We start from the raw sequence: 17,185 nt of genomic DNA, 5'->3' as shown, positions 1-17,185 counted from the left end.
CAAACGCGTTTTGGCTGTTAGGGCTTTATCGACTTTTAAACGCAATGACTCTTTTTCAGGTAAGGATAAAGGAAGTTTATCAATATCAAACTCAATATTTTTATTCAGCACAATTGCTGATTTTTTTGCATCTTCGTAATTTTCATAGATGTCGGCGTATGCATGACCAGGAATACCACGTTCTAAGTAACGTCGGAACCAGTGAACTGTTCCATCGGTACGAAGTTTCAGGCTGTACATTTGCCATTTATCTGTTTCGTACCAAGGTTGTGGCCAGAAGGCAAGCTCTGGAAGACCATATCCGGGAAGTTGATTCATACGCATAGTGACATACCTATTATGATTAAAAGCAAAATTTCAAAAACCCACAACAATCTTTTTTAACTAACGACCATTCTAATGTCTCGCTAATCTGTTGTGAGAATGTAGTTCTGGGGCTGTGAGAGTCTATCCAGTTTTAATTTCTCCATGAGGTACTACAACCCAATCGATATGATTTTGTGTGTAAATCTTGGTAGATTTTGAGTCACTGTGAGCCATACGTCCTTGTGGGTCTATCCCTTGTTTATCGAACAGATGTGCAGCCAAAGCTCGGATTTCGTGAAAGGTTGGTCTCTCATCCATTTTTAAATGGCTACACAACCCCAAACTGTCACGTAAAGCTGAAAAGGATCGGCTTACATAGTCCGGGGCCACCTGTGTTGGGTGTGATACTTCTTTACTTCGTTTAACCTGTCGTTCAGGTATACGGTGGACTACATACGGGCTGGCCACATTATCACGGCTGTCATCAATTATACGTTTTAGCTCATCGCCGATAGGGATTGCAACATGCGAGGCTTCCTTCTTTTGTACCTTTTGGCGGTGGATGTATAGTGTTCCATAAATGCCACTCTCTGGCTGTTCGAGCCAGACACAACCACATATACCGTTTTTCGGCTCGCGAATCGAATACCTTATCCTTGATACTTCAAGCCGTGCATGTGTCGTCTGTAAGGCTAAGTCCATCGCAGTTCTAAGCCACGGTGCAGCAGCACGACGTATAGTCATAAAATGATCGAGCGAAAGTCGTTGTCTTTTCTTCTCTTCAGTTCTGCGCATTTTCTTCCTGGTTGCCGGGTTATCAAGCATCAAGGATTCATCGACCGCATACGAAAAAAGCTTTTTGAGAAAGCTGACTTTTCTGTTTTGCACGTTCGCGGACGCGCTGGCATGGTACTTATTGATGTAGGCGTTAACGTGCTCCAGCTCGATATCGCAAGCAGGTATGTTAATGAAAAACTCTTTCACGCGTAGTGCGTCATTGTTCCAATCATCTAAAGTACTCTGAGAAGGGCGTTCATCTTCAACAGCCCGAGCCATGATGTGATCCACATGGTCTGCAAACGGTTTGGCTTCTCCAGTAACCCCGCCGGATTCTCTAATCAGGTTATCAACGGATGGGGAAAGTTCAGGTCTCATTCTAAGGTTGTACTCACGGGCAATGGCTATAGCTATGGCCCGATCCTTACCAATATTCTTCTTCTTTCCTGTAACAAGCGTGAATTTATAAACACCGCGATCTTTATCAAAAAATAAATAATCTGGCAGGTGTCGGTATTCTTTTTTTCTTGGCCTTGCCGCCATGGTTAGCCCTCATTAATCAACTGGCGAACTGCTTGACTAACCATTGAGTCGACGCCCCATTTTTCGGTTTCGCAGACAAAAACAGAACCGTCTACGATACGCCCCATGAGTAAACCGTTCTCGACCCAACGTTTAATCGTTCGGTTATCAGGAACAGAGTCATCGGTGAACTCTCGGCGCCCCCATTGACTCGCTTTCATTAGCTTTGCCATGGTTTCCTTCTCCATAAAGCCCGGCTGCACCCGGGCTGAGTGGTTTACTCGTTGGTGCTGGTGGCAGGGATAAGTTTCTGCCAAATTGCTGACACGTATTTTGCCTGATGGCGCGCATCAGCCAGGGCATTATGCACATCGCCAATGAAAGGCATGTCACGCTTCGGATCGAAACCAACACTGCGACCGAGGGTGACAATCGTGCGTACATCATGATCGTTCCAAAATTCCCACGGGCAAATGCGTCCGGCGCGTTCGTAAGCTCCGCGCAGAATCACATTGTCAAAGCTGGCCCCGTTACCCCAGACCTTCATGTATTTGAGATTATATGCATGCCGGTGAATGAAATGACTAAGTTCCGACAGTGCATCAGTGATAGGCATCGCATCATCAACGCAAATAGCTGAGCGCGCTTCAGGGCTTTGTTTCAACCACCACAGAATTGTATCTCCATCCGGTACAGCGCCTTGAGCCATTGCGCTTTCAAGCGAGACGGCCGAGTAGAACTCTTGGCCAAGTTCACCTGTTTGAGGGTTAAAAAAGACGGCACCAATTGAGACGATCGGCGCGTTTGGCTTTTTCCCCATTGATTCGAGGTCAATCATTAAGTCGTTCAACTGCTTTCTCCATTGCTAATTCTGCGATTAAAGCCGAGGGGACAACCACCGGCATTGGTACTCTGACGATCTATGCGCGTACTCTATCGATTACCCCTTACGCTGCTTAATCATGAGCTCTAAAACTTCCTGGCAACTGGCGCATGTTTTGCAGCCAGGCATTGCAACCCGGCGCGCCTCAGGAATATCCTCTCCGCATTCAGAACAGTGATCTGCAGAGACTGCATTCTGATCGATACGGTGTTTTTGTATGGCCAGCTGCAGGCGGTGCTCTACCAGCTCGTTTGCCTGATCGATGATGTCTGAACTCATACGGCGCGCTCCTGGCGAAGTAACGCATCGTGCAGCGCCATTGCACCCGCTTCACGGAGTGCAGCATCTTCATAACTGATGCCGTTCGAATCCATGATGCAGTCCCTATCGAGGCACTCCGAACAATCGTTAAGCGCGGATTTGATAGCGTTGGTAATAACTTCAGCCTGGAAAGCGTCGGTGGCTGGGGTTTTGATTTTCTTCGCTGCGGCCTCAATTTTTTCTTTCGTTTCGCTACCAATTTCGCTTGAGCCCAGCTTTCCGATGAAGCCAACGATTTGGTCAGGGAACTGCTTCAGCCATGCATTCTCCGTAGCCAATTCAGCAATCTGCTTCTCAGCGTTTGACAGCTCGAGGAGGAGTTCTTCAACTAACGTCACACGCATCACTACCTTCTGACAGTCGTTGCGTTTGGCTCGGGCGATTGTGCCGCGCAGAGTCGCATATTTGTTTGGGGTCATTGGACGGACTCCTGACGAAGATGGTTAATTTCGGCGTCAAGGCTCATTCGCTGGTCCATCGATTCCGTCAAGGCGGCAAATGTAACGTCCAGGCGAGTGGCTACCTCACGCATCAGGTTGGCTTCTGCTGGTGGCAGTTTCCCGGCCGCAGCATGGGCTGCGGCTACCAGTTCTTTTATCTTCATGCGAGGCATGCGCGTGATTCCGTAAGCTCATTAAAACGGTTAATGAACAAGCCATATGCCTGGCCTGGGCGAAGAGGGACGATCTGGATAATGTCGCTTGCAGGTATACCTTCAAGACAAGGCCAGAGTGAGCCGTCGTCGATATCCAGATCGCGGCGTTCAGTGGCAAGCATTACCAGATCGGCGTATTTCACTACCGCTGACATATCAGGGGTTATGCTGAATTTGGTCCGGATCAGCAGCTCTACCCGATCTTCAATGCGACGGTAATCTGGAAGCAATGCCTTCAGGGGGGCAGGGATGTCCTGGCAATAGGCTTCAGCTGCGTCATGCATCAGGGCTTCAAAGGCAAACTCTGGCGGCACAATTTGGCTGCACAGTACCGAGTGCTGGGCCACGCTGTAAAATTCTGGCAGATGACCACTGAAGCGGCAGATGTGGGAGAGTGCGGTCGCAATATCCTCGATCTCTACGTCGTCAGTGGTTGAATTGAGGTAATCAAATTTCTTACCTGAAAGTGTCTGGATATAACTCATCGTATTTTCTTCTCCATATTTGGCAGCTGCACCTGCGCCAGTTTTTGGTTGTACGAATCCCTCGCCATTGGCGATTAATAAAGGGAATTACGCTTCAATAAATCCCCGCGGCGCCGGGGATTTAATGCAGAGAAATTACGCTTTAAAGTTACCGATAAAGGTTTCAACCGGCTTGTCGGTGAACTTCTCGATCAGCAGGTCACGGAACTCGTTGGCGATAGCTTCTTCCTGGGCTTCCAGTTGAACGATGCGGAGTACAAACACCGGTTCCCCGCTTTTAAGCAGGCTGTTACGCAGGCTAAAGCGACGTTCGTCCAGGCCTTCATATGGGACGCATTTGAACTCAAAGGCCACAGGCATGACGTCTTTACTGCTGGCTTCAACGCTCTGCATCAGGGACTTTTTACCGCCAAAGTCTTCGTCTTCATGAGCTGATTCTGAGACTTGTTTAATGTTGACGCGGCGAACAGCACCAGCTGCTTGCGCGATGGACAATGCATTGCCTTCTGCATCAAATGCGGTCAGGTAGTCGGCCCAGTCCTCCAGCCATTCAGCAATTTCTTTCTGGCCCAGACGATCGCCGTTAACCTGAAGTAGGGCTCGGAATGGCGCTGTCTTTTTGAGGGTGATAGATGCGACGTTATCAGCATGGCCAGGGTTAGCCAGCGTACCGATATTGAACACGGAGCGTGCGGTCATGTTGTCAGCATCGATAAAGCATCGCGCTGGTTCAGCTTCATTGGCATAGCCAGCTGCATAACGCACAAAGTCAGGAATACTGGTTGTGGTCATGGAGCCACGGAAGCGAAAACGCTCAAACTCGAAACGCTCGAGGCTTTCTACGTGAACCCCTTCAGGAAGCAGGGCTGTCGGGCATGCCGTAACTTTTGTTGCATCCAGGTGGTAACCGGAAAGAACCAGGTCTTTCACCTGCTGCAGGGCATTGCCGTCTAAAATCTGGGACATAAAATTTCCTTAATATGTGGTCATAGGGATGTCAGTGATTTGTCTGCTGCGGATCACTGTGCCGCTTTAAGCTTTCCGTCAACGCCGCCGTTGATCCCGAACAGCTGCCCCTGATCTTCCTGCAGGATGGTCAGCTTGCCGCCTTTGTTAACCCACATTGGTGTTTCGGTGGTGTCTTCTTCGGAGGCTTTACCGCGCGGGGTTGGGGTGACGTAGTTCAGCTTGTGCTTGATCTTGACGCGCTTCTCTTCGACGGAGTTACCCATACGCTCAATATCAAAGGTGAGGACTACTTTGCCTTTGGTACCGTTATTCAGAACGCCAAGCGCGGTAGTGTTTAAAGCTGCCGCGATCTTGTTCATGAACACGCCAGCATCCAGTTCGCCCAGGAAATCGGGCACTACGGTCATGCGGTCACTACTCATGGTTTAACCCTCTGTGAGGCGGCTGCCACCGCCAGTGGAACTTCTCCATACACAACAGAAAAGGGCACCTGCGTAGCACTGACGGCTGCAACCACCATTTCTGCGCCCGGGTGGATTGGGGAATGAGCCCGTCGCCCGGTGATGCCCTTGTCTCTTGTGTAAAAAAGGTGCCCACCGATGTGATGGGCAAAGACTACACACAGCAATGATTTTGTTGTGGCGGTGGTGCCTCCACCTGCCGGACCGGCCAGAACCGGCGACGCTACACCTCAAGAAACGTATTCATTTCAAAAGTTGAAATAAAAACTTGTTGGCCTCGTCACGTGCGCAGAGCCGCATTACCACAACTGGAAGCGCACTCTTTCGGTAACAAACCTGCCCCCGCAGTGAAAGAGAGAAGGAGTGCGCTTTCACGTTGTGCCCTTAAAAAGCTGGCTGTCACCCTCAAGGGGAAAGTGAGCAGCCAGAACAGGGAACACGTCTTATTGCTTTGGCCTGCTTTTAACCACATCAGGCGCGGTGGTTTGGTGTCGACAGAAAAAAATCTAACTTAACTTAGTTTGTTGGTCAAGTGAAAACATCAAACTAAACTTAGCTTGATGCTTAGAGGAAGAGCGGGAAGGGATTAGAGTTCGTACTGAACGCCTTTAACTACGCCAATAATGAGGCAGTTACCATTGATCGGGATGTTGGGGTAGCGAGGATTTAGTGGGACTAAAAATTTTTGTGGGCCATCAATGACCAGTTTTTTAACAGTCGCTTCGTTAGTGCCATCAATACGCGCAACAACAATCTTGCCATGAAGGGGTTCGGCATCTGGATCAACAATAACGGTTGCCCCTTCAGGGATTGTTGGGAGGCCATTTGGATTGGTCATTGAATCCCCTTTGACCTCTAAAGCGAACGAGCTATCCCCAATGCGTAGTGATGTTTCAACCCATTTATCAACATCACTGAATAACTCAGCGGCCTTACATTCCGTAAACTGCCCAGCTTGAACCCAGGAAATCACGGGCACACGCCTCATTTTAGTTATGAGGGTACCTTCAAATTCAGTGCCGTAAAGAATGTAATCTATTGATGTATTGAAGAATTTAGCCAGCTTAACCAGCGATTCTCCGTTTGGGATATTCACATCCTTTTCCCAATAACCCACCGCTACGTCACTAACCCCGCAGAACTTACCCAGTTCTTTTTGAGAGGTTTTTGTAACCCTTCGTAGGGCTTTAATGCGCTGACCAACCGTTTCCATGAAAGCACCAAATTTAAAAAAGACTAAGTAATCTTAGTTTTTATTGACCAAAGTTAGATTTGTTATTAATATCTAACCAAACTTAGCTAAGGAGGCTTCATGACAACCGACGAGATTGAACAACATTTCGGCAGCACTGAGAAAGTTGCCGAATTTTTTGGCATCACCAGTGAGGCCGTTTACCAGTGGCGTAATCGCCCCGGACGCTTAATCCCTAAAGGACGAGCTGCTGAAGCTGCGTATCGAACTGCTGGTGAACTGGAATTCAACCCAGAACGTTATGGCAAGAATACATCGCCTAACGATCAGAAATAACCACAGAAGGGAGGACCTAGCCGTGGGTATAGAACCTGAATGGAAAGTAGATAAGCAGCCAGCCTGGCTGGTGGCCGCAATCAAAAAAACGATCACCGAGCTGCCTGGCGGATATTCAGAAGCTGCTGAGTGGTTGGGTGTGACCGAGAACGCGCTGTTTAACCGGCTGCGTACCGATGGCGATCAGATCTTCCCGCTCGGTTGGGCGATGGTGCTTCAACGTGCTGGTGGTTCAAACCACATAGCGAACGCTATTGCACGTCACTCGAACGGTGTTTTTGTGCCATTGGCTGATGTTGAAGAGATTGAGAACGGCGATATCAACCAGCGTCTCATGGAGTCAGTTGAGTGGATCGGCAGGCATTCACAATACGTTCGTAAAGCTACCGCTGACGGCGTTATTGATGCTCAAGAACGCGCCCAGATCGAAGAGAACAGCTATCAGGTGATGGCTAAGTGGCAGGAACATTTGACGCTGCTTTTCCGTGTGTTTTGTGCGCCGGAAAAGAGTGACGCCCGCGAGTGTGCAGCTCCGGGCGTCGTGGCAGACAAATCTTGTATGGAGAAGTAATCCGCATGATCAGTTTAACGGCTTTTAACCGTTTGCCGCAACTCAGGATGATCCCGGTACCGGGCGCTCCGTTGTTTCGGTATGAACGCAGAATAGCAAACCGCTGGGTGCCATGTAACCACAGTCGGGCGGTCGCAATTGTGGGGGTTTACTACAGGAAGGCGAAACGCTTATGCGCGAAGTTAACCGAAGGTTCAAAGACCACAGAGGGATCCCCGTTCGGGTTATCCGCTGGGAGCCAGAGACTCAACGAGTTATCTACCTGCGGGATGGTTATAACCACGAATGCTTCAGCCCGCTCGAACAATTCAAGCGCAAGTTTACAGAGTTAAAGGACGACCATGAGCACTAAATTAACGGGTTACGTTTGGGACGCTTGTGCCGCTTCTGGCATGAAGCTGTCCAGCGTTGCCATCATGGCGCGTCTGGCAGACTTCAGCAGTGATGAAGGGGTTAGCTGGCCTTCCATCGCTACCATCGCGCGCCAGATTGGTGCCGGTGAGAGCACGGTTCGAACAGCCATATCTCAACTGGAAAAAGACGGGTGGTTAACCCGCCAGCAGCGCCGTAAAGGCAACCGCAATGCATCGAACGTTTACCAGCTCAATGTTGCGAAATTACAGGCTGCTGCCTTTTCTCACCTATCAGATTCTGACGCATCAAAATCTGATGCCTCAAAAACCGACGCGTCAAAATCTGAGGCGTCAAAAAATGATGAAAAAGGCGGTTTTCACCCGTCAGAATCTGGGGGGGATCCGTCAGTAAATACAACTACTGATCCATCAGTTAAAAAACCTTCTTGTCCGGTTGCGCCGCAACCAGACCCTGAAGTGACGATCACGGATAACGCCATCCTGGTTCTGAATCATCTGAACCTGGTTAGCGGCTCACGATACCAAAAATCAAAAACTTCTCTGGAAAACATCCGTGCTCGTTTGCGTGAAGGTTACACCGTTGGTGACTTACAGCTGGTGATTGACCTTAAGCATGAGCACTGGAACGGCAATGACGTGCAGTACCAGTACATGCGCCCTGAAACGCTATTTGGCCCGAAAAAGTTTGAGGGTTATCTGCAAAGCGGGATCCGTTGGGACAAGAAGGGGCGTCCACCACGTGAAAGCTGGGGTGAAAAGAAACACGATCCGATGAAGTTCGGCCCCGTTGATACCAAGATTCCAGAGGGGTTCAGAGGATGACGGAAAATAAATACTGCCGCGCACTGGCTGAACTCCGTTCAAAACCAGCGCATGAATTGAAAGAGGTTGGCGATCAGTGGCGAACTCCAGATCTACTGTTTTGGGGCATCAATTCGATATTTGGCCCGATGGTTCTGGATCTGTTTGCAGACGATAGCAATGCTAAATGCCCTGCATGGTATACCGCCGAAGATAACGCGCTGACGCAGGACTGGTCAGAGCGTCTGGAAGAACTCGGTGGCGCCGCGTTTGCTAATCCGCCATACAGCCGTTCTCAGTACCATGAAAAGCAGGCCATCACTGGCATGACCCACATCATGAATCACACAATGGCGATGCGTGATAAAGGTGGTCGTTACATATACCTCGTGAAGTCAGCCACAAGTGAAACTTGGTGGCCGGAAGATGCCGATCACATCATGTTTATTCGTGGTCGTATTGGGTTCGATCTTCCTGTTTGGTTTGTTCCCGCTGACGAGAAGCAGCAGCCCACCAGCGCATTTTTTGCCGGGGCAATCGCTGTCTTTGACAAAACCTGGCGTGGTGAAAGCTTCAGCTATATCAATCGCACCGAACTGGAAGAAAAAGGGCGTGCTGCATTGTCATTGGCTCAATTCGCCGCGGCAAAATTGGCCCTTCCGTCGGTGCCGGAAAAAATAATGCCTGCTCCCATTGAAACGCCTGATACAGAGTCGCGCATCTGGCCGCTGGAGGTTGGTCTGGTATTCAATCAGATCGAGGGGGCGAGCTGTCTGGGGGTGAACCAACAGAACAAGTTGAAGGCCAACATCAACCAACTCTGGCTGGAGCGTGTGCCTACCAGCGAAATAATTAGCGTGGCTGGTGGTCTGGTTAGCAGCATGCAGGGGGCCGTCAATGCGTGAAATTATCGTTGATAACTTTGCTGGTGGCGGCGGCGCGAGTACCGGTATTGAACTGGCGATCGGGCGTAGCGTGGATATCGCTATCAACCACGACGAAAACGCTATTGCGATGCATAAGACGAATCACCCGGACACGCTGCATTATTGCGAGTCGGTGTTTGACGTTGACCCAAGCGCAGCCACCAGCGGCAAACCTGTCGGTCTGGCCTGGTTTAGCCCTGACTGCCGCCACTTTTCCAAAGCGAAGGGCGCTAAGCCGGTTAAGAAAGAGATTCGCGGGCTGGCGTGGATTGTCCTGCGCTGGGCGCTGGCAGTACGTCCCCGCGTCATGATGCTGGAGAACGTCGAAGAGTTTAAGACATGGGGCCCGCTGCTGGATGAAGAATTACGCCCAGATCCTGAGCGTGCTGGCGAAACATTCGAGGCATTTGTCGGCATGCTGTCGACGGGGATCGCGGCGAATCACCCTGCGCTGGCTGAGGTTTGTGAATTCCTTGCCATTGAGCCGCACGGCCAGCAGGCGCAACAGCTGATCGCCGGGCTTGGTTATGAGGTTGATTATCGGGAGCTGCGCGCATGTGACTACGGCGCGCCGACGATCAGAAAGCGTTTCTTCATGGTCATGCGCTGTGACGGCCGCAAGATTCATTGGCCTGAAGCGACTCATGGGGATCCAAAATCACTGGAAGTACAAAGCGGCAAGCTGGCGCCATGGCGTACCGCGGCGGAGTGCATTGACTGGAACATCCCGGCCCGGTCCATCTTCGACCGCAAAAAGCCGCTGGCGGAAAATACGCTCAAACGTATCGCGCGCGGCATCCAGCGCTTTGTTGTCGAAAGCGCATCACCTTTCATCGTGAAGTGTAACCACACCACGACGAAAGGAGGTTATGACTGTTTCCGCGGGCAATCGTTGTTAGAGCCATTGCAGACCATCACTAAAAAGCATGGCTACGCGCTGGCGGTACCGCATCTTACTAAATTCCGCACCGGGGCCACCGGGCAGCCAGTGACCGAGCCGGTTCCAACTGTCACCGCTGGTACGTCGGCGCGCCCCGGCGGGAATGGGCATGCGCTTGGCGTAGTTGAGGCCGCCCTGACACCGTTCCTGGCTGGCAATGGCGGCAGTGAGTACCAGGCAAAGCCGCGCCCGCTGGATAAACCCGCTCATACAATCCTCAAGCAGTCCCGCGCGTGCGTGGTTGCGCCGGTCATCGCCCGCCAGTTTGGCGCCAGTATTGGGCACAGGGCTGACGAACCGAGCGCGACGATTACTGCAGGTGGTGGCGGTAAGTCGCAGCTGGTAACTCCAACACTGATCCAGATGGGGTACGGCGAACGCCCAGGGCAAGAACCGCGTGTTCTTCAACTGAATAACCCGCTCGGCACGGTCACTGCTGGGGGTAATAAGTTTGCAACGGTGAGCGTGTTCCTGGCGAAGCACTATGGTGGGAATTACACGGGGCCGGGTGTTGGTATGGATGATCCTGCCCACTCAGTCACTACTGTTGATCACCACGCGGTAGTTGCGTCGCACCTGGTGAAGCTGCGCGGAACCTGCCGCGACGGTCAGACCATGGATACACCTATGCCGACGATTACCGCTGGTGGCCAGCACGTTGGCGAGGTCCGGACATTCCTCGAAACCTACTGCGGTGATAGCGAGGATGAATGGCTGGTGACGATCGAGGGGGTTAAGTACCAGATCGTCGATATCGGAATGCGCATGCTGCAACCGCATGAGCTTTATAAGGCGCAGGGCTTCCCTGACGGCTACGTTATCGATCAGGACTATCGCGGCAATCGTTACGCCAAAGACAAGCAGGTAGCGCGCTGCGGTAACGCAGTACCGCCGCCGTTCGCTCGTGCGCTGGTAGAAGCAAATCTTCCTGAATTATGTGCAAATCAAAAGGCGGGTGCAGCCGCCTGATATGGAGAAATAGCATGAATCAGTTAACCGCAAAGGGTGTTGTGACAATGTCCAGCCGTGAAATTGCCAGGCTGGTGCAGAGCAAACATGGTGATGTGAAGCGCTCAGCTGAGCGCCTTGCATCTGCTGGTATTTTAACCGCGCCGTTGGCGCACACCCCCTACACACACCCGCAAAACGGGCAAACCTACGAGGAGTATTGGTTCAACAAACGTGATTCTCTGGTGATCGTTGCCAGGCTGTCGCCAGAATTTACCGCCGCTGTTGTCGATCGCTGGCAAGAGCTGGAGAACAGTCAGGCCGTAAGTGTCCCGCAAACATTGCCGGAGGCATTACGTCTCGCCGCGGATCTGGCCGAGCAGAAAGAACAACTGGCCCAGCAGTTAGCCGCTGCCGCGCCGAAAGTTGAGTTTGTCGATCGGTATTGTACTGCTAAAGGCTCAATGTCTTTCCGCCAGGTGGCAAAGCTGTTGCAGGCCAAAGAGACCGATTTCCGCTTGTTCCTCATTGAGAGCGGCATTTTGTACCGGCTCAGTGGAGTGCTGACACCGCGGCACCAGCACATTGCTGCCGGGCGGTTTGAAGTGAAAACTGGCACCACGAGTGAAACAAACTACGCCTTTAGCCAGGCACGTTTTACACCCAAAGGCATCGAGTGGATCGGCGGCCTGTGGACGGCACACATCGCTAAGGGGCATGCCGCGTGAGAGGACTGTTTACAGCCGAGACTGTTCCGCGCCTGGGGCTTGTGGTGTTAAAGCCGGGTAGCGAACTGATGTCTCTGTTTCAACAGGGGCGTGTGCTGGTGGAGCCTCAGCCAAAAAGCATGGCTGGACTTCCGTCGGGGCTCGTCCCTGATGCCAGGCAGCCGCTGGCAGAAGATGAGTCCCTCGAGGGATTCTTCACAGACGAGAGAGTTATCCGTGCAGCAGGCGGTTTGAACGCCTTGGATTCCTGGTTAGAGCGTAACGTGAAGGAATGCCAGTACCCGCATACTGATTATCACCATCATGAGCTGGTAACGATGCGACATCCCCCTGGATCAATGTTGCTCTGTTGGCATTGCGATAACCAGCTGCGCGATCAAACCACCGCGGCGCTGGCAGAACTGGCCCGGCGTAATCTCATTAACTGGCTGATCAGTTCCATCCTGTCTTCGCTTGGGTACAACAACGAGCGTGAACTATCCCTCGGTGAATTGTGCTGGTGGGCTGTTTATTCAGGCATTGCTGATGCAGTCACGGAAAGGATGGCCCAGCGTGCGCTTCGCTTACCGGACGAGCCGTTTTTATCCGTATATCGAGAAAGTGACATTGTGCCGATGCCCCCCGCAAAAAGCATTTTGCAGAAGAAGGTCACCCCTGCGGTCACGGCTGCGAAATTAAAGCATGGAGCAAATCAGGATGTGGCCTATGACCAGCCAAAGGTTCTGGCTCTGCATGCGGATCCTGAATCCCCTGAATCATTCATGTTGCGCCCAAAACACCGCAGGTGGGTGAATGAAGACTATACCCGGTGGGTTAAAACCCAGCCCTGTGAAGGTTGCCGGCGGCCAGCGGATGATCCACACCATGTCATTGGTCACGGCATGGGCGGTACCGCCACTAAAGCCCACGATTTGTTCGTGATCCCTCTGTGCAGAGAGTGTCACGACAAATTACATGCTGATGTTGCAGCGTTCGAGAAAAAACACGGTACCCAGCTGGAGCTGCTATTCCGGTTTATGAATCGAGCGCTGGCGATCGGCGTAATAACAAAAGCGTAATTGTATGGAGCGCTGATCATAATGAATTTACAAGAACTGGAATTTACGCGGATTGAACTGCGCCGAGCGCTGGCGGATTTATCAGGTTCGACAAAAGGACAGCTGCAGGCGTTCAGTGAGCATCCACCAGCAGATAAGAACAAATACCCCCGGCACCATCCTGAAATCGTCATGGAGGGTGGGGAAGGTTGTGGATCCAAGGTTGTAAAAACGATGGCCACTCCACTTTATGTTCTTGAGACAAGGAGCCGTCGCCGACCTTTACCGCCTATTAAGGATGCGGAGTTCGCTTGTTCAGCATGGCGTCGTTCGGTCAATGGTCTTGGGGAGCATTTGCAGGCATGGGTGCGGTACTGCTATGGGCATGACCTTGCTTTCCGGTACCAGAGGTTAATGTGCCAGCACGTATGGGAAGAGTTTCAACGTCAGCATAGCGGCAAAAAAATCCAGGTCCGTGTCACTAAAAAACTGGTAGGGCTTGTCTGGCTGGCGGCGCAAGAAGTTGCTGCCTCGCGTAATAACGATACCTATCAGGAGTATGCTGGTGCAGCTCTGGCGCGCATGGTCAGCGTTGAGCGTTCCACCTGGCTCAGGGTGTATTCAGGGCACTGGGCGGCTTTCAAAGCGTCGTTTACTGAGATGGACAGCCAGGCACTAAGCGAAATTTTGTCACGGTACGAAGAGTACCAAGAACTGAAAGTGGCGGAAATGTGAGGTAACTTTCACTAACTCCCTCAATTGGGCTTGCAAAATGCAACAAAATGAGCCATATTTGAAGCTAATTTGATATTTTGTCATAATTATATCTAACCTCGCCTCGGCGGGGTTTTTTTATGCCTTTTGTATCTAAAGCTTGATGCAAAAATGAACCAGAGTTATCTGTGTGTCACACGATAAAAAAGGGAAAAAGGCATGCAAAATCAACCTTATATGACAGAAGAAGCAAAGGCGGTTTTTAACGAACTCAGCGCTTCACCAGCGACAGCTGGGGAAATTGCACAGAATACGCACCTTAGCCGAGAGAAATGCCAGCTCATTCTGACGCAGCTGGTTATGGCGGGGTTATCAGATTACCAGTTTGGATGTTACAAACGCCTCCACTGAAGGGGGCATTCTGCTGTGGAAATGGGCGGCTGGTGGGTGTTGTAGCACCCAACCAGCCATTAGCTCATGTTTTCAGGTCACAAGCTAACCAAGGCCCACTGCTTTAGCGCAAAAGCATAGTGAGCCTATCAGAGTTACGCTTACGGATCTATGAAAAATACTGTAAATATAAACAGTGTTGAGCTTGTCAACGCTGACTGCCTGCAATACCTCGCAACCCTCCCAGACAACACCATCGACCTTATTGTTACGGATCCGCCTTATTTTAAGGTGAAGCCGAACGGCTGGGATAATCAGTGGAACGGTGACGCCGACTATCTTCGCTGGCTTGATATGTGTCTTGCCCAGTTCTGGCGAGTGCTTAAGCCTGCCGGCAGCCTGTATTTGTTTTCAGGTCACCGACTTGCATCTGATATTGAGATCATGATGCGTGAACGCTTCAACGTCATGAACCACATTATCTGGGCGAAGCCATCAGGGCGCTGGAACGGGTGTAATAAAGAAAGCCTGCGCTCTTACTTCCCCGCGACGGAACGCATCCTTTTCGCTGAACATTATCAGGGGCCATATAAGCCGAAAAGCGACGGGTTTGCTGAGAAAAGCAACGAGGTCAAACAGCGCGTCATGGCTCCGTTAATCACCTACTTTCGGGATGCACGAGCCGAACTGGGGGTCACGTCCAGGCAAATAGCTGACGCCACCGGAAAGAAAAATATGGCGTCTCACTGGTTCGGTGCCAGTCAGTGGCAACTACCGAACGAGCAGGATTACGAAAAGCTGCAGGAATTGTTCACTCAGATCGCCATTGAGAAGCACCGCGCCTCTGAACTCAAAGCACCGCATCACCAGCTGGTGGCCACATGGCATTCGTTGAACCGGAAATACCTTGATCTGCTGGAAGAGTACAAATCTCTTCGGCGGCATTTCTCTGTGACAGTAGCCGTGCCCTATACAGACGTCTGGACACATAAACCCGTCCAGTTCTATCCAGGCAAACACCCGTGCGAAAAGCCCGCTGATATGTTGCGGCAAATCATCAACGCCAGCAGCAGGCCCGGCGATGTGGTAGCTGATTTCTTTATGGGCTCGGGATCAACTGTTAAAGCAGCCATTGAACTGGGCCGCCAGGCTATCGGCGTAGAACTGGAAGAGGAACGTTTCAACCAGACGGTAAGTGAGGTAAGGCAGCTGGCAGGGGAATAAAAGCTTGGGTCGCTATCGCGGCCCTTTTTATTACCTCAACTGGACACCCGCAACGTAGCGAGGTGAGAGCATGTATCGAATGGAAAAAATCACGACGGGTATTGCATACGGCGCATCGGGAGGGGGGACCGGATACTGGTTGCTTCAGCTCCTCGATAAAGTCTCCCCATCTCAATGGGCGGCCATTGGTGTGCTCGGTAGCCTCATGTTTGGTTTGCTGACGTGGTTAACAAGTCTGTACTTCCAAATCAAAGCGGATCGCCGCAAAGCTGCGCGGGGTGAATAATGTCGAATAAGTCTAAGCTCAGCGCTGCAGTGCTGGCGCTAATCGCGTCAGGTGCATCTGCTCCACTCATTTTCGACCAATTCATCAGCGAGAAAGAAGGTAATGCGCTGGTGGCCGTTGTTGATCCGGGTGGTGTCTGGTCTTTATGTCACGGCGTGACCGTTATCGATGGCAGGCGTGTTGTTAAAGGCATGACGGCCACTGAGGAACAATGCCGTAAGGTTAACGCTATTGAACGCGATAAGGCATTAGCCTGGGTTGATCGCAATATCAAAGTGCCTCTGACAGAGCCACAGAAGGTGGGTATCGCATCCTTCTGCCCGTATAACATCGGCCCCGGTAAATGCTTCCCATCGACCTTCTATAAGCGCATCAACGCAGGTGACCGCATCGGCGCATGCGAGGCAATCCGCTGGTGGATTAAAGACGGTGGCCGTGATTGCCGTCTAACCAAAGGCCAGAAGAATGGCTGCTATGGTCAGGTTGAGCGACGGGACCAGGAAAGCGCGCTGGCGTGCTGGGGGTTAGACCAATGATCAGCGAGTCTGTTAAGACCTGGTGGAAAGCCGCCACGGTTTCAGCGCTTCTCATTGCCTCATTCGCCGCAGGTAGTGTGTGGACGGAACGAGCATGGGAAAAGAAATGGGCAGATCGTAATAGTGCGGAGTCCTCTCAGGCAGAGAACGCTCAAACGGTTGCCCGTATGATTGAACAAGGGCGAGTAATCGCTCGCGATGAGGCTGTTAAAAATGCACAAGAACAGGCTGCAAAAGCGGCTGCGAATGCTGCTGGCCTGTCTGCCACTGTTAGCCAGCTGCGCACCGAAGCAACAAAACTTGCCACCCGCCTGGACGCCGCAAAGCACACCGCAGGTCTTGCCGCTGCCGTCGGAAGCAAAACAACCAGCGCTAACTCCGCAATGCTCGCCGACATGCTCGGAAGCATTGCAGAAGAAGCTAGATACTATGCTGGGCGATCTGATGACAGCTACCGCGCAGGAATGATATGTGAGCGTATCTACAACTCTTTAAGAGATTAAAAATGTTCAGCATTAGTGATTCTCTTGCATAGACAGATTTATCTCATTGACATGGAAAGTTTCGTTGCTAGGGTGTAAATTCGCTCTATACATCAGTGATGAGAGCGAGCTATGGATCCTAGAGGGAATTATTTAATCAAACCGATTGATGAATTGGGTCAAGGAACCTTTGGACGGGTTGAAAAGGTTGAAGTCTATAATACGTTAGGCCATTTCAGCGGCTTCTACGCAAGGAAGGTCCTTTCTGTGAATCCCAAGCTTATCAACCATCTCTTTTCTTTGGACGATTGGAAGCGAAGA

The 17,185-nt window shown here is 51.3% G+C and carries 24 protein-coding genes and 2 pseudogenes; 15 read left to right on the top strand and 11 right to left on the bottom strand.

Annotation, left to right across the window (positions count from 1 at the left end):
• The 11 genes and pseudogenes from M8370_RS20855 to M8370_RS20805 all read right to left on the bottom strand — a co-directional run.
• A pseudogene (locus tag M8370_RS20855) lies at nucleotides 1-324 on the bottom strand (hypothetical protein); the annotation flags it as partial.
• A 123-nt stretch (nucleotides 325-447) separates the two neighbouring features.
• Nucleotides 448-1,626, bottom strand: coding sequence for a phage integrase Arm DNA-binding domain-containing protein (locus M8370_RS20850; RefSeq protein WP_139507278.1), 1,179 nt, complete (start codon nucleotides 1,624-1,626; stop codon nucleotides 448-450).
• Nucleotides 1,627-1,628: 2 nt separating this feature from the next.
• A complete protein-coding gene (locus tag M8370_RS20845; RefSeq protein ID WP_047055370.1) occupies nucleotides 1,629-1,838 on the bottom strand; it encodes a hypothetical protein in 210 nt (69 codons plus the stop codon).
• A gap of 44 nt (nucleotides 1,839-1,882) precedes the next feature.
• Nucleotides 1,883-2,455, bottom strand: coding sequence for a 3'-5' exonuclease (locus M8370_RS20840; RefSeq protein ID WP_139507279.1), 573 nt, complete (start codon nucleotides 2,453-2,455; stop codon nucleotides 1,883-1,885).
• Between the two features lie 90 nt (nucleotides 2,456-2,545).
• Complete coding sequence (locus M8370_RS20835) at nucleotides 2,546-2,767, bottom strand: TraR/DksA family transcriptional regulator (RefSeq protein ID WP_139507280.1); 222 nt, start codon at nucleotides 2,765-2,767, stop codon at nucleotides 2,546-2,548.
• On the bottom strand, nucleotides 2,764-3,228 hold the full coding sequence (locus tag M8370_RS20830) for a hypothetical protein (RefSeq protein ID WP_139507281.1): 465 nt from the start codon (nucleotides 3,226-3,228) through the stop codon (nucleotides 2,764-2,766). The genes M8370_RS20835 and M8370_RS20830 overlap by 4 nt, the downstream gene beginning before the upstream one ends.
• On the bottom strand, nucleotides 3,225-3,422 hold the full coding sequence (locus M8370_RS20825) for a hypothetical protein (RefSeq protein WP_047055368.1): 198 nt from the start codon (nucleotides 3,420-3,422) through the stop codon (nucleotides 3,225-3,227). The genes M8370_RS20830 and M8370_RS20825 overlap by 4 nt, the downstream gene beginning before the upstream one ends.
• The gene (locus M8370_RS20820; RefSeq protein ID WP_139507282.1) at nucleotides 3,410-3,949 is read right to left on the bottom strand and encodes an HD family hydrolase; all 540 of its coding nucleotides are present in this window, start codon (nucleotides 3,947-3,949) and stop codon (nucleotides 3,410-3,412) included. The genes M8370_RS20825 and M8370_RS20820 overlap by 13 nt, the downstream gene beginning before the upstream one ends.
• A gap of 135 nt (nucleotides 3,950-4,084) precedes the next feature.
• Complete coding sequence (locus M8370_RS20815) at nucleotides 4,085-4,915, bottom strand: YfdQ family protein (protein ID WP_139507283.1); 831 nt, start codon at nucleotides 4,913-4,915, stop codon at nucleotides 4,085-4,087.
• 53 nt (nucleotides 4,916-4,968) lie between these two features.
• Nucleotides 4,969-5,340 (bottom strand): YfdP family phage-associated protein, encoded by a 372-nt coding sequence (locus M8370_RS20810; RefSeq protein WP_023294084.1) that lies wholly within the window; start codon nucleotides 5,338-5,340, stop codon nucleotides 4,969-4,971.
• Between the two features lie 625 nt (nucleotides 5,341-5,965).
• Nucleotides 5,966-6,592, bottom strand: coding sequence for a LexA family protein (locus tag M8370_RS20805; protein ID WP_139507284.1), 627 nt, complete (start codon nucleotides 6,590-6,592; stop codon nucleotides 5,966-5,968).
• Nucleotides 6,593-6,691: 99 nt separating this feature from the next.
• Between M8370_RS20805 and M8370_RS20800 the strand changes: the two genes are divergently transcribed.
• From M8370_RS20800 to M8370_RS20730, 15 genes and pseudogenes are all read left to right on the top strand, one after another.
• Nucleotides 6,692-6,907, top strand: a complete 216-nt coding sequence (locus tag M8370_RS20800) for a Cro/CI family transcriptional regulator (RefSeq protein WP_001515606.1) — start codon at nucleotides 6,692-6,694, stop codon at nucleotides 6,905-6,907.
• Nucleotides 6,908-6,929: 22 nt separating this feature from the next.
• Nucleotides 6,930-7,478 carry a YmfL family putative regulatory protein gene (locus M8370_RS20795; RefSeq protein WP_023294083.1) on the top strand — a complete coding sequence of 183 codons (549 nt, stop codon included), beginning with the start codon at nucleotides 6,930-6,932 and terminating at the stop codon, nucleotides 7,476-7,478.
• Between the two features lie 172 nt (nucleotides 7,479-7,650).
• Nucleotides 7,651-7,830 carry a DUF4222 domain-containing protein gene (locus M8370_RS20790; RefSeq protein WP_020690687.1) on the top strand — a complete coding sequence of 60 codons (180 nt, stop codon included), beginning with the start codon at nucleotides 7,651-7,653 and terminating at the stop codon, nucleotides 7,828-7,830.
• Entirely contained in the window at nucleotides 7,820-8,674 is an 855-nt protein-coding gene (locus M8370_RS20785) for a conserved phage C-terminal domain-containing protein (protein WP_047352161.1), read from the top strand. Before M8370_RS20790 ends, M8370_RS20785 begins: the two co-directional genes overlap by 11 nt.
• Complete coding sequence (locus tag M8370_RS20780) at nucleotides 8,671-9,558, top strand: phage N-6-adenine-methyltransferase (protein ID WP_139507285.1); 888 nt, start codon at nucleotides 8,671-8,673, stop codon at nucleotides 9,556-9,558. Before M8370_RS20785 ends, M8370_RS20780 begins: the two co-directional genes overlap by 4 nt.
• Nucleotides 9,551-11,488, top strand: coding sequence for a DNA cytosine methyltransferase (locus tag M8370_RS20775; protein ID WP_139507286.1), 1,938 nt, complete (start codon nucleotides 9,551-9,553; stop codon nucleotides 11,486-11,488). Before M8370_RS20780 ends, M8370_RS20775 begins: the two co-directional genes overlap by 8 nt.
• A 14-nt stretch (nucleotides 11,489-11,502) precedes the next feature.
• Nucleotides 11,503-12,195, top strand: coding sequence for a phage regulatory protein/antirepressor Ant (locus tag M8370_RS20770; RefSeq protein ID WP_016247390.1), 693 nt, complete (start codon nucleotides 11,503-11,505; stop codon nucleotides 12,193-12,195).
• Nucleotides 12,192-13,253, top strand: a complete 1,062-nt coding sequence (locus tag M8370_RS20765; protein WP_139507287.1) for a DUF968 domain-containing protein — start codon at nucleotides 12,192-12,194, stop codon at nucleotides 13,251-13,253. Before M8370_RS20770 ends, M8370_RS20765 begins: the two co-directional genes overlap by 4 nt.
• Before the next feature lie 21 nt (nucleotides 13,254-13,274).
• Nucleotides 13,275-13,967, top strand: a complete 693-nt coding sequence (locus M8370_RS20760) for a bacteriophage antitermination protein Q (protein ID WP_139507288.1) — start codon at nucleotides 13,275-13,277, stop codon at nucleotides 13,965-13,967.
• Between the two features lie 198 nt (nucleotides 13,968-14,165).
• Nucleotides 14,166-14,357 (top strand): hypothetical protein, encoded by a 192-nt coding sequence (locus M8370_RS20755; RefSeq protein ID WP_016240136.1) that lies wholly within the window; start codon nucleotides 14,166-14,168, stop codon nucleotides 14,355-14,357.
• 150 nt (nucleotides 14,358-14,507) lie between these two features.
• Nucleotides 14,508-15,560 carry a DNA-methyltransferase gene (locus tag M8370_RS20750; RefSeq protein ID WP_062676863.1) on the top strand — a complete coding sequence of 351 codons (1,053 nt, stop codon included), beginning with the start codon at nucleotides 14,508-14,510 and terminating at the stop codon, nucleotides 15,558-15,560.
• A 70-nt stretch (nucleotides 15,561-15,630) separates the two neighbouring features.
• The gene (locus M8370_RS20745) at nucleotides 15,631-15,846 is read left to right on the top strand and encodes a class II holin family protein (RefSeq protein ID WP_000286102.1); all 216 of its coding nucleotides are present in this window, start codon (nucleotides 15,631-15,633) and stop codon (nucleotides 15,844-15,846) included.
• A complete protein-coding gene (locus tag M8370_RS20740; protein WP_139507289.1) occupies nucleotides 15,846-16,382 on the top strand; it encodes a lysozyme in 537 nt (178 codons plus the stop codon). Before M8370_RS20745 ends, M8370_RS20740 begins: the two co-directional genes overlap by 1 nt.
• Nucleotides 16,379-16,885 (top strand): DUF2514 domain-containing protein, encoded by a 507-nt coding sequence (locus M8370_RS20735; protein ID WP_139507290.1) that lies wholly within the window; start codon nucleotides 16,379-16,381, stop codon nucleotides 16,883-16,885. Before M8370_RS20740 ends, M8370_RS20735 begins: the two co-directional genes overlap by 4 nt.
• 111 nt (nucleotides 16,886-16,996) lie before the next feature.
• Nucleotides 16,997-17,185 (top strand): annotated as a pseudogene (locus tag M8370_RS20730) (serine/threonine-protein kinase); the annotation flags it as partial.

Origin of the sequence: Enterobacter cloacae complex sp. OE43NF (assembly GCF_023544405.1) — a bacterium.
Classification (GTDB): domain Bacteria; phylum Pseudomonadota; class Gammaproteobacteria; order Enterobacterales; family Enterobacteriaceae; genus Enterobacter; species Enterobacter cloacae.
The sequence above is the reverse complement of the archived record's forward strand: the minus strand, read 5'-3'. Positions and strand labels throughout refer to the sequence as shown.